The sequence below is a fragment of the Thermoleptolyngbya sp. M55_K2018_002 genome, assembly GCF_015295965.1.
Lineage (GTDB): Bacteria > Cyanobacteriota > Cyanobacteriia > Elainellales > Elainellaceae > Thermoleptolyngbya > Thermoleptolyngbya sichuanensis.
Map to the genome: position 1 here is coordinate 1 of NZ_DVEA01000089.1, position 12,208 is coordinate 12,208.

Sequence of the window (12,208 nt, forward strand, 5' to 3'; positions counted from 1 at the left end):
GTTTCGCCCAGCGACGCAAACGGGTCGCTACGACCCGCGCTCACCTGGGGCAGGCGGCTGGGCACAGTGGTCGAGGAAATCAGCCCGGTGGCTAGTTGTCCCGGCGGTAGGGGTCTGGTGGCAGCGGCGCTGGGGGCGACGGGCACAGTGGGCGAGGCAAACATTTCAGATGGGGTTGCCGTGGGTGTTGTGTCTGCGGAACCCTCGGCGATGGGCGATTCGGCAACGAGGTCTGCTGCGGGGTCTGGGTTGGCTGCCTCAGGCGCAGAGCCTCTGCCGCAGCTTGCCATCAGCAGTCCCATGCAGCCCGCGATCGCCCAGGCAACGCGCCCTGGTCGAAATCCATGCTGAACTGTGCCTTGAACCGTGCCTTGAACTGTGCCTTGAACTATGCTGTGCAGAGAACCCCTGTCTGAAGCAACGTTGTTCGCCGAATTGCTCATTGCCGAATCACTCCTCACCATTGCCCTGCCTGCTTGCAAATTCACAACTCCAAAGCATAGCGCCGATTTCTCTGGGGCGATCGCCTAAATTATTAAAGAATTCCAGTGCTGAAGAATTCCAGGAAATCCTTTTGCTGCAAGAGTGCCGTTGCACCGACCTTACCTTTTCGGAATGCGGCGCAAGTCGGAATGCGATGCAAGATCGCTACGAACTCGCGCCGTCCCTGCTTGTGTGGTATTAAATCGCTGTGGACACGTTTTGTGAGGCAGGGATGGCAGGTCAAATTCCAACCGATCGAAATCCAGGACATCCCGCAGACGAGGGCGCGCTGGATGCCTGGGTGAGTTATGAACCCGTCGAGGCGGCCTATTTTCAGAAGCGACAGCTCCACCGCAGCGTGGGCTGGGGGCTGCTGTGGGCGCTGGGGGTGGGCGCGGTCATTTCGGGCAATTTTTCGGGATGGAATTTTGGGCTGGCGGCTGGCGGCTTTGGCGGCATGGCGATCGCCACCCTGCTCACGGCCGTCCTCTATATCTGCCTGGTCTACACGATTTCGGAGCTATCTGCGGCGCTGCCCCACGCAGGCGGTTTCTATTCCTTTGTGCGCCATGCCTTTGGGCCGCTGGGCGGCTTTTTGTCGGGCATCACCGATTTGATCGAGTACCTGATTACGCCAGCGCTGATTGCATTTTTCATCGGCGCGTATTTAAACAGCCTGTTTCCCGCCGTGCCGCCGCCCATCTGGTGGCTGCTGTTTTACGCCATCTTTGTCGGCATCAATATTCTGGGCGTTGAACCCAGCCTGAAGGTGGGGCTGGTGTTCACGGTCATTGCCCTGGCGGTGCTGGTAGATTTCTACCTGGGAGCAGTGCTGAGCGGCAAGTTTCAGCCGGGGCTGCTGCTCAATATTGCTCCTACCGAGGGAAATCCCGCCTGGTTGCCCAACGGGGTCGGCGGCATTTTTGGCGCAATTCCCTACGCCATCTGGTTCTTTTTGGCGATCGAGCAGTTGCCCCTGTCGGCGGAGGAAGCGACCGACTCTCGCCGCGACATTCCCCGCGCCCTGCTGTGGGGCATTGCGACGCTGCTGGTCTTTTCGCTGCTGACGCTGGTGCTGAATTCTGGCGTGCCCGCGACCCTGGTGACGGCAGATACCAACGAAACCTTTGTCGGCGCAGCGGCGATCGCCCGCACTACGGCCCCCCTGGCCGACGGACTGCGGGCCGTGTTTGGCAAAGGCACGGTGGCCACGCGCACGCTCACATTTCTGGCGCTGACGGGGCTAATTGCCAGTTTCCACGCCGTCATCTACGCCTACAGCCGCTCTCTGTTTGCCCTGTCGCGGGCGGGCTATCTGCCGCGCTGGATTTCTGTCACTAGCCAATATCGGACCCCGGCGATCGCCCTGCTGGTGGGGGCGGCAGTGGGGCTACTCTGCATCGGGCTGATTGAAGTGGCGGGTCAGGCCATCGGCCCAGCACTATTGAATATGGTCGTCTTTGGCGCGGTGCTGTCTTACATTCTGGTGTTCGCCAGCTACCTCAAGCTCAAGCGCGATCGCCCAGAACTCTACCGTCCCTACCTCAGCCCCCTGGGGTCCGCAGGCGCGTGGGTAGGGCTGATTCTCTCCATTGTGGCGCTGGTGGCCAGCCTGGCCGATCCAAGCTATCGCCCTGGCATTTGGGGGGTGCTAGTAGTAATCGCCATCCTGCTGGCTTATTTTTTCCTCTATTCGCGCCGCAGGCTGGTGTCTCGTGCCCCAGAGGAGGAAACGGCGCTGCTGCTGCGGGTGCTGCATGAATTGCGATGAGAGCGGTCTTAGATTTTGGATTGGCGATTTTGGCTTTTGGATTTCTGAAATCACCAATCTAAAATCCAGAATCGATGTTAATCGGCGCGGCGCAGGAGCAGGTAGGTTTTCATTTGCCCTTTGCCCTTCACGTAAATCGTGCCGCGTTCTTTGAATTCGTAGCGATCGCACAGCCGGACATACACCGCCTCCGTCACCTGGATCATGCCCGGAAGTCCCTGCGACTCCATGCGGCTGGCGGTGTTTACCGTGTCGCCCCAGAGATCGTAGATAAATTTCTTCACGCCAATTACGCCCGCCACGACGGGGCCCGTGTTAATGCCAATCCGCATGTTAAACGGCGTGTTGTTTGGCGTTTTGAACTGGGCGATCGCCCGCTGCATGTCCAGCGCCATATTGGCGATCGCCTCCAGATGGTCGGCCCGCTCTACGGGCAGCCCGCCAACCACCATATAAGAATCACCAATGGTTTTGATTTTCTCCAGCCCATGCTGCTCTGCCAGCAGGTCAAATTTGGAAAACACCTGATTCAGCAGCCACACCATCTCCTCCGGCGGCACGCCCGCCGACAGTTCCGTAAACCCGACAATATCGGCAAACAGCACCGTCACTTCGGGAAAATGCTCGGCGATCGTGCGCTGGTCTTGTTTCAACTGCCGCGCGACCGACTCCGGCAAAATATTCAGCAGCAATCGCTCCGACTTTTCTTGCTCTGCCTCCAGCGCCCGCCGCGCCCGAAACTCCGCTCGCTGCAACTGCTCATAGAGAAACACCGACAGGTTACAAATCCCGCAAAACCAGAGCAAATAGAGCCACAGCGTAGCGTCCCACCTCGACCCCGCAGCCTCATTCAGCCCCAGCAGCGAATTCACAATCAGGTAATAGCCCAGCAAGCCGACCTGAGCCACCAAATGTAGCGGCCAGCGCACAGGCAACAGCGTCGCCTGCACCAAAAACACCAGCGTCCAGGCAAATACGCCGGGAAACGCCACGCCTCGCAGCGTTGCCCAAATCTGCTCGATCAGCGTAATCGACCAGGAACAGCCCAAAAAAATCAGCGCCGGATAGCGCCGCCCGATCTTGCCCCGATGGAGAATCAGGCACAGCACCAGCCCTAATAAGGATGCACCCGCCATCGCAAACCAGCTTGGGGGAACCGTGCTGCGATTGACCAAAACCAAAAGCACCCGCAGCAGAATAAACGTGAGATAAGCCAGAATCCCAATTCGCAGCGACAAACTCAGCCGTCGCCGCATAAAGCCCTGCTGCCACTCCAGATAGGCGGGATCTTCATCGCCAAGGTCTGAGGGAAAGAGGGCTTCCCGAAATACGCTGGGCAGTTGGTGGAGGCGTTGAGTCAGCGACGAAAGGTTCACAGAACGCGGCTGGGGGAGAGGAGGTTCGGGGGGACGGAGACTCAACAAAAACTTAATGAGTATTGGCAGATGAGTATTGGCAGTAGGTGGGCGGCCAAATCATAGACGCTTAAATACAGACACTTAAATCTACAGACGCTTAAATCACAGACGCTTAAATCTACAGACGCTTAACTGTAAATGCTGATCCCAACTCGGTTTGGATGAGGGATTCGCTTGAGCTATTCGCTCAGTGGCATCAGCCGCAGGGCTTGCTGAAATTCAGCCAGTTCGTCACGATGCCCAGTCACCACCAGCAGCGGCCCACGAATTTCGAGATCGACCTCCGGGCCCGGCTCAGTAATTCTCAGGGATACTTGCTCAGACCGGGTGGACTTTTTCCAGTAGAATACCCCAGCAAGTGGAGCCAGCAGCACCAATCCTAAAAACAGGTTGCCGACCGTAGGAAACAGAAACGAGAGGACGAGGGACAGGCACAGCAGCCCTACAGCCGCAAGCGCCGAGAGGAAAATGGCGAGAAATGTGCTGGCGCGAACCAGCCCCTCATAGGTCACTTGGTTCTGGGCAGCATCTACGGTAGCAATGCGATAGGCCCGCTGGGTGAAGTATTGCTGGATGGCTTCGAGTAGGTCTTCCTCTGGGCGATCGCCCACGAGCCTTGCCACCTCAATTCGATCTTTGGTAGAAGCCCGAATAAAGAAAAATAAGCCAATTGCCAGTAGCAGGGTCAGCAGCGCAGTAGACGACAAGACTGGAAGTTCCATACACCTTAGCCAGGTTCTCTCTCTAGGGACATTGCTGTGGGGATTAGATCCACCCCCTTTAATGTACGAAAGATTGTGCCTCGATGGGTGATCTGGCCGCAGCTCGCAGTCGGGTTGACATGGCTAAGAGTCAAAACAAATGCAAAATGCAGAGTAGCCGTCTGTGCAGCCACTCTGCAATCATTCTCGCAACCAGGCGGAATGCGTAAGAGATCTCAAGTAAAAACCGCAGGGGTAATGATGATTGCCTAACTAAGGCACAAGCTGAACGAGATCAATTAATTCATCATCAATCAACCCATCAGACCCCTACACAGCGACGGGATGCTCTGCTGAATTAGTCGGATACGCCCACGGGAACAGTGGCGTTGTTCTGGGTGTAGCTTTCCCACAGGCGGGACAGTTCCTCAGCGCGATCGCGCCATTCTGGAGTAATCTGATACATCCGGCGAGGGCGACCCCGACCTTCTACCTTTTTCCAGTAGCCGACCACAGCGGCTCCATCTTCCAGAAACTTGAGGGCGCTGTAGAGGACTGTATCCGACAGTCGATAGGCGGGATATTCCGTCTCTAGCAGGCTGATTAGCTCTGTGCCGTAGGAGTCCTGCTTGAGCAGCACAGACAGCACGTAGCACACCGCCAATTCCTTGTTCAGGTAGAACGGTGGCGGATTCTTGAAGAACTTGTAGATTTCGTCGAGTGTGGTTGTCATAAGGCTCAGCCCAATCACGCAAAACTAAGGGTTGTGGACAACTCTCCTGAGAGAGCCTAGAAGATATGTCGGAAGAGTGCAGTCTCGCTAAGAGAGAGACAGGTGAGAGTACGCTTGCCTTTGCCAATGCGCTCCAGGAACCAAAGCACGTTGCCTGCCAAAATCACAGGCATCGACAAAGACCACAGAGGGGAAGATAGAGAAGGGCGATCGCACCGTGCCCACTGCTATAGCCAAACAGTTGCAGTTAAACCATTGCAGTTAGACCGTTGTAGCCAACGTTGTAACCAACACTTAAGCAGACAGCCTTTAATCCTCAGACAGTTCCAAAAAACCCGCTTTAGTGTCACAAGTTTCTCAGCAATATCCTCAGATAAGTGTGCTTAAAGTGACTCGGTAGAATCTCAAGTGCGACCCCAATCATCTAGTTAAACCCAAACACATTCATCGGTCACAGAGTACGAAGTCGCTTTGTACAAGCAGATTACGAGGTGTGCATACCGATGATTCTAGCCAGCCAGACAAAAATTGGCCCTCATTCTCCGGAGGTATTTGCTCTCAAGAGCAAGTATCAGGATATTGGATATTAGTATCATGAGGTGACATCCTGCAATCGAGTGATTTCAGAAATCTTAAGTATCAAATTTGCTACACCAGGCCGGCCCTAAGGGCCACAACCGCAGCCTGCACGCGATCATCCACCGCCAGTTTGTTCATAATGCCGCGTACATGGGTTTTCACTGTGTTGGGGCTAAGGTATAGCGCAGTGGCGATTTCAGGATTGCTCCGCCCTTCGACCATCAGCTTTAGAACTTCTAGCTCGCGCTGAGAGAGCTGACCAACGGCGATCGCATCTGCGGCACTGGTGGGCGATTTGAGATGATCCATCACCAGTCGGGCCACCAGTGGGTCGAGATAGCTGGCTCCTTCCCGCGCAGCCTCGATGGCCGCCAGCAGTCGCTCGACGGTCGTTCCTTTGACGCAGTAGGCATCGGCTCCGGCCGACAGCGCCGCGATTACCTCGTTTTCGCTAGTGTGCGACGTAAGCATGACAATCCGCACGTCGGGCAGAGATTCCTTAATCTTTTGCGTCGCGGCGATGCCGTCCAGACGGGGCAGTCCGATGTCCATCACCACAATGTCAGGCTTAAGTTTTAGCGCCTCCTCTACCGCAAAGTAGCCATCATCCGCTCGCCCTACGACCTGGATGCCTGGCTGGTTGCTCAAAGACTGTTCCAGCCCCAGTTGCATCATGGGATCATCTTCTACGATCAAAACCTGCACCAGTGTCTGACCTGATGCCTGACCTGATGCCTGACTTGAGGCTTCACTCACGCCAACTTCCTCCCTCAATCGCCAAAGTTCTTTGCCAAATTTCTTTGCTAGATTCCAAGACTAGGCCTAAACCCAGGCTGGTGACAGGCGGGCATTCTCGTAAAAAGATTCTCGTAAAGAGATTCCCGCACAAACATTCCCGTACCAGTAGTTTAACGGCCTTAGCGCGAATTGAGGAACTTTAATAGTGCAGCGCGATCGCCCTCTGGCATAGTTCTAAATGCCTCACGAGCGGATGCTGCCTCGCCCCCATGCCACAGGATGGCTTCTGCTAGCGTGCGGGCGCGACCATCGTGCAAATAGCCAGAATAGGGCAAAACTGTTTGCACCAGCCCAAGACCCCACAAGGGCGGCGTGCGCCACTCCTGCCCCGTGGCCCGAAAATCGGGACGATGGTCGGCCAGCCCTTCGCCCAGATCATGCAGCAACAGATCGGTATAGGGATGGATGGTCTGGTTTGCCAGCGCCGGAACTTGGTGCGTCCCGGTGTGCAGCGTTGGCACATGGCAGCCCGCACAATTGGCTGCATTAAATAGGCGCTCTCCATGCAGCACCTGGGGATCTTGTCGCTGCGTGGGTGCGGGCACTGCCAGCGTTTGCACGTAGACCGTATTGGTCTTCAGCGTGTGGGCATCAATTTCGTAGGAGCCGTCGGGTTCTGGAAACAGGGGATTGGTCACGCCCATATCGTTGATATAGGCAGAAGCCCCTTGCTGAAGCAGCGTGGGATTATTGGCTTTCCAGCCAAAGCGTCCCAGCACCTCAGCGTGTTGTTCCACATCCCAAACAGCATTCGGACGACCCGAAATGCCGTCCCCATCCCTGTCGTCGGGATCGGCTAGCGCCAGAATTTCCGCTTCGGGAACGGCTTCTAGCAAGCCTGTGCCAAATACGGGCGACGGGATGCGGGGCGACACGAGGATGTGCGACGGCAGGGGATCGCCGCTGGGTAGCGTGATCTCAAACTGGGGCGATCGCAACGAGTAGGGCGTTCCGTCGGCATAGGTTCCGGGTTGCTCCTGCCAACGCAGCTTGACCCGCGCTTCGGGCACGTAACCATACACTGCCTGATCCTGAATCTGCGTACCAATGCCCGGAACAGGCGGCGCGTTGCCCAAGCTGACGGAAGCCTCCAGATGGGCGTTGGCTTGCAGCACCGGCGCAGCCTCGGTCGGGGCAGGCAGCACAGGGGCCGGCGAATTGGGCAATCCCTGGCGAGGCAGGCTGACCCGCAGCAAAAGCTGTCCGGGAATAGGCATTCCTCGCCCATCTCGAATGTGGCATCCGGCGCAGGACGTGTTGTTAAACAACGGCCCCAGCCCGCTATTGACCGGGGCGGGCGGCGTGACAAAGGCGGCCTCAAAATGGCGATCGCCCACCTGATGCAGCGCCAGCCACTCGCGGCTGAGGTTGGGCGCAGGCTGAGAATAGCCCTGGGAGGTGCGGTTTTGAACCGTGGTGTCGCCCCCCGCCAGCAGCAGCGGCGACTGGGCCCAGCCAGCGCCATGCAGCAGCAGCGAGGCCAGTATGCCTGCCATGACAGAAAGGAGGGCGATCGCCCCAAATCGCCCCCTGGCGCGACGCAACCCAGCGATACGAGCCATCAAACGAGCCATTGCTCAAATCACTCCTGCACCAGCGGCATAATCCACTGCTCGAACACGCCTCGCAGCGTCAGCAGCGAATCTCGCGCCGCCGCGATCCGGGGCTTTGCAGCCGGGTCACAGAGAGTCGTCTCGATGGGGCCCGGAATGGCCTTGACTGCGGATTCCGCAGCCAGCAAATATTGCCGCACCTGAGTATCCAGGCTGGGATCAATGCTGGCGACATAGCGGCTGAGGCTGTGGCGGCCGGGGCGGCTAGCGCTGCCTGCAAAATAAGTCAACTCCACGCTGCGGAGGTTTTGGTAAAAATCCTGAAGCGAACTGTGGCTAAAGCGGCTTTCCAGCAAGAAGGGATTCTGAGCATCCAGGGCTTCGCCAATTTTGACCGCGCCCAACTCGTCCAGAATGTCGATGATGCCCTGCACCAGTTCGGTCGCCGCTGCCTGGGGCGTGGGATAGGCGGCGCTGCGATCGCCCGCCTCCACAAACTCTTTGCGATAGGCCGGATAGCCCTCCACGCCCTCGGCCCAGCTTGCCAGCAAGTTCTCGGCTGTGGCTGCAAAATCTGCCCCGACCAACTGCAAATATTCCAACTCGCGGGGCGTGAAATCTGTCAGCCGCTTGTCGTTATTCCGCCCAAACAGCAAAAACTCGATGGTATGAAAGCCTTTTTGAGACGTTTGCAGCGTTTCCAAATACTCAGGCGTGAGGGCATCTTGGCTTTGCAGCACAGCAATTACGTCTACTTCATTTACCGGCCAGTCATCCAGCCCAGCATCGTAGCCCAGCGAAGCCGCCGGGCCAAAGGCAAACGCTTCGCTGCTTTCCCAGGGCAAACGGGCCGCCAGCCAGGCCCGTCGGGCAGCCTGCAAATTTGCCTCAGTGGGGCGGGCTGCAAACTGGGCGATCGCCCGATCCAGCCGTTGGGCAGCCGTGTTTAGCTGTCCATAGGTTGGCAGCAGCACCCCATCGACGAAATCGGCAAGCAACTGGCGATCGCCAAAGGGCGAGGCTGGCACCGTTGCCGCGCCATACACCCGCACAGGGCTGCTTACAGGCTGTGCCGCTCCCGATTCGCCCCCCTCGCCGCCGCCCTCCACAGCAATTGCAGCGCAAAAGCCGACCGACTGGGGCGCGATTCCTTCGCCGCCTTCGCCGCCTTCGCCGCCTTCACCACCTTCTCCCCCTTCGCCGCCCGCCTGAGCCGCACTCCAAGGAGCCGGGGCGACAGCAGGAAGTTGAGCGGCAATCGGGCGATCCTCTGTGCTGACCACTTCAGGCGTGAGACTGGCGATCGCCTGGGGGCCAACCTGTGTAATCACAAATGCACCAACGCCGACCCAAAGCTTCATTTGTCTGTTCATGCATTGATTCGTAAGGGCTTTCAATCGAGTGACTCCTGTATCATCTTCAAATAAGAAACAAATAAGCAACGAAAGCATCCTGAATCCATTCAACCGGGTCTCTCCCTCATGCTCAAACTGCGATTCCGCTGGGTTGCCAAACCTTAACTAAACCGCGTCCCATCTCCGGTGCTGTCATGATCCTTTGCATTGATGCCGTATTGACCGATGAAGAGCTAAAAACCATCGCCACTGCATTAAAGGCAGCTTCATTTGTAGATGGCAAAATGACTGCTGGCTGGTATGCCAAACAGGTCAAACACAATACTCAACTCGAAGCTGGAGAAATCGCAGAAACCGTGCGATCGCTCGTTCTGGGGGCACTGCGGCGCAACGCCCTGTTTCAAATGGCGGCCTATCCCAAAGTCATCCGCCCGCCGCTGATTAGCCGCTATGACGTGGGCATGGGCTATGGGACTCATGTAGACAATGCCCTGATGGGTGGGAGCGCCCTTTTACCCAGCAATTCCCAACAAACAGACCTGATGCGAACGGATCTGTCACTCACGCTATTTCTTAATTCGCCAGACGACTATGAGGGTGGAGAACTGGTTATCGAAGACACGCTGGGGCATCACCCGTTTAAGCTGGCAGCGGGAGCAATGGTGCTGTATCCCGCCACAACACTGCACCGGGTAGCACCCGTGACGCGGGGCACGCGGCTAGTGGCGGTAACCTGGGTGCAAAGCCTGGTCAGGAATGCGGGCGATCGCGAACTGCTGTTTGAGCTAGACACCGCCCGCCAATCCCTGTTTCGGCAGCACGGCAAAACGCCAGAATTTGACCAGATTACGAAATGCCATGCCAATCTGCTGCGCCGCTGGGCCGAGCCATAGCAGACAGCTAGCACAACCTGCAAACTGCCTGCCTGGAGTTCAAAAACCCCTATTTCCAGCCGCCCCGATCCATGATCCGCAGCGCTTCGGCGTTGTTGCGTCCATAGATCGCTGCGTTCAAGCTATCCTCCTTGAAACTGCCAAAGCCCGCGACTACTGAATCCAGCGCCACGCCCGACAGTACGGGATATTCATTGTTGCCCTTAGCAAACATCTCCTGAGCCTGAGGGCTAGCTAGGTGTTCGATGAACCGGATTGCACCTTCCCGATTCTTGGCAGTTCTCAGCACACCCGCGCCACTGATGTTGATGTGAACGCCGCGATCGCGCTGATTGGGGAAGAAAATACCTACCTTGTTCACCACGTCCTGATCCGCAGGCTCGCTGGATTTAATCAGACGGGCAAGATAGTAAGTGTTGGCGATCGCAATATCGCCTTGCCCTGCTGCCACTGCTCGCATCTGAGCCGTGTCGTTACCCTCAGGCTGTCGGGCAAAGTTGGCCACTAGTCCCCGCACCCAGGCTTCCGTTTCCCGCGGCCCATGCGCGTGCAGGATCGACCCTGTAAGCGATTGGTTATACACATGGGTCGAAGATCGCGTCAAAATCTTGCCGCGCCACTTGGAGTTGGTCAAATCTTCGTAAGTAGAGAGATCGGCCGGATTTACACGCTCTTTGCTGTAGAACAAAACCCGTGCCCGCTTGGTCAACCCAAACCAATGGCCATCCGGCTCCCGCAAGTAGCCTGGAATCGCTGAATCTAGCACACTCGACCGAATCGGCTGCAATAAACCCTCCTCTTGGGCCCGCCATAGACGGCCGGCATCTACTGTGATCAGCACATCCGCAGGACTATTTGCCCCTTCACTCTTGATCCGCTCAATAAGCTGATCTGCTTCGGCCTCTACCAGGTTGACCCGAAAGCCCGTGGCTTCGGCAAAGCTCTGGTAGAGCGCATCGTCGGTGTCATAGTGGCGAGACGAATAGAGATTCACGACCCCCCGACTTTGTTGAGCGGACGCATGGCGGCCAAATTGCCCAACGGTGGCGGCGGCTAGGGCGCTACCTGTGGCGATAAACACTCGCCGAGTCATTTTTCCCATGAGGACCTTTGCTCCTAAAAGATGAACAGAGATTTATGAGGGCTATGTCAGGCATTGGGCCAAGGCTTTTTTATCTGTGGTTTGAAATCAGGCAAGTTAACAAGCAGTCTCTCTACCTGGTTTTTCCTGCCTAGTCTTTCAACTGACTCGTTCTCCAAGGTCTGTCTTGGATAAATTGCCCTTCGAGAACGCTGGGCCCAGCCTAAAAACCAGACTGTATTGTACACTTAATGCAAGATATTCTCAATTGATCTCTAAAAATAAACTCAGCAGATGCACTTTATTCCAGAACAGATTTTTCAGCGAGTTGAAAGTAGGTGCCTAACTGTGCCCTTCTTGTCAAGAATCAAGCCCGCATCCTTCCAGAAGACTTTCTAATATTTATCGATTAGTTAATACAACAAGCCATAAAGATTATCATTAACTAGCAGACCTTTTACGGCAGTCTGCGGATTCACCTGCGATCGCCTCTCAGTCTGCACCTGTACCTGCACCTGTACCTGCAACGAATATCTGCAACGAATATCTGCAACGGATTTGTCGTATCTACCTGCTGCCTGTGTCTGTCACCCTTCCCATGCCTAAAACCCGCACCCAGCGCGATATGCCAGCACTGATGCAGGTTCTGTTTCGCCCGTGGCTGCTGATGTCGCTAGTGCTGCACGCGGGGCTGCTGGTGCTGCCGCTGCTGCCGGGTGGTTCCGGAGCCGACCCATCCAGGTCTCTAGAATCGGACAACTCAGCCCCTGACCCGCCAGAGCTTTCAGTTTCCCTATCGCCTACGCCAGCGATGACTCCTTCGGTCACGCCGCCAGTGGCTCC

9 protein-coding genes and 2 pseudogenes are annotated in these 12,208 nt (G+C 56.7%); 3 read left to right on the plus strand and 8 right to left on the minus strand.

The genetic code is table 11. The features are described from left to right. Positions 1-443: pseudogene (locus tag IGS51_RS04450) on the minus strand (hypothetical protein); the annotation flags it as partial. 272 nt (positions 444-715) lie between these two features. Here IGS51_RS04450 and eat point away from each other — a divergent pair. Further along, a complete protein-coding gene (eat, locus tag IGS51_RS04455) occupies positions 716-2,254 on the plus strand; it encodes an ethanolamine permease (RefSeq protein ID WP_297076440.1) in 1,539 nt (512 codons plus the stop codon). A 77-nt stretch (positions 2,255-2,331) separates the two neighbouring features. Here the strand turns inward: eat and IGS51_RS04460 are convergent, their stop codons facing one another. From IGS51_RS04460 to IGS51_RS04485, 6 genes are all read right to left on the minus strand, one after another. Next, the gene (locus tag IGS51_RS04460) at positions 2,332-3,630 is read right to left on the minus strand and encodes an adenylate cyclase (RefSeq protein WP_297076445.1); all 1,299 of its coding nucleotides are present in this window, start codon (positions 3,628-3,630) and stop codon (positions 2,332-2,334) included. A gap of 221 nt (positions 3,631-3,851) precedes the next feature. Further along, positions 3,852-4,394 carry a cofactor assembly of complex C subunit B gene (locus IGS51_RS04465; protein WP_297076447.1) on the minus strand — a complete coding sequence of 181 codons (543 nt, stop codon included), beginning with the start codon at positions 4,392-4,394 and terminating at the stop codon, positions 3,852-3,854. 337 nt (positions 4,395-4,731) lie between these two features. Further along, entirely contained in the window at positions 4,732-5,106 is a 375-nt protein-coding gene (locus IGS51_RS04470) for a PadR family transcriptional regulator (protein ID WP_297076450.1), read from the minus strand. 648 nt (positions 5,107-5,754) lie between these two features. Beyond that, entirely contained in the window at positions 5,755-6,390 is a 636-nt protein-coding gene (locus tag IGS51_RS04475) for a response regulator (protein WP_367279255.1), read from the minus strand. Between the two features lie 212 nt (positions 6,391-6,602). Beyond that, on the minus strand, positions 6,603-8,057 hold the full coding sequence (locus tag IGS51_RS04480; RefSeq protein ID WP_297076455.1) for a di-heme oxidoredictase family protein: 1,455 nt from the start codon (positions 8,055-8,057) through the stop codon (positions 6,603-6,605). 8 nt (positions 8,058-8,065) lie between these two features. Further along, positions 8,066-9,397 carry an imelysin family protein gene (locus tag IGS51_RS04485; protein ID WP_297076457.1) on the minus strand — a complete coding sequence of 444 codons (1,332 nt, stop codon included), beginning with the start codon at positions 9,395-9,397 and terminating at the stop codon, positions 8,066-8,068. A gap of 188 nt (positions 9,398-9,585) precedes the next feature. Between IGS51_RS04485 and IGS51_RS04490 the strand changes: the two genes are divergently transcribed. Beyond that, positions 9,586-10,284: a Fe2+-dependent dioxygenase gene (locus IGS51_RS04490; protein ID WP_297076460.1), complete on the plus strand. Its 699-nt coding sequence runs from the start codon at positions 9,586-9,588 to the stop codon at positions 10,282-10,284. Between the two features lie 49 nt (positions 10,285-10,333). On the opposite strand, the gene IGS51_RS04495 is transcribed toward IGS51_RS04490, so the two are convergent. Continuing rightward, positions 10,334-11,386, minus strand: a complete 1,053-nt coding sequence (locus tag IGS51_RS04495; RefSeq protein WP_297076463.1) for a Fe(3+) ABC transporter substrate-binding protein — start codon at positions 11,384-11,386, stop codon at positions 10,334-10,336. Between the two features lie 577 nt (positions 11,387-11,963). On the opposite strand from IGS51_RS04495, the pseudogene IGS51_RS04500 reads away from it, so the two are divergent. Beyond that, positions 11,964-12,208, plus strand: a pseudogene (locus IGS51_RS04500) (hypothetical protein); the annotation flags it as partial.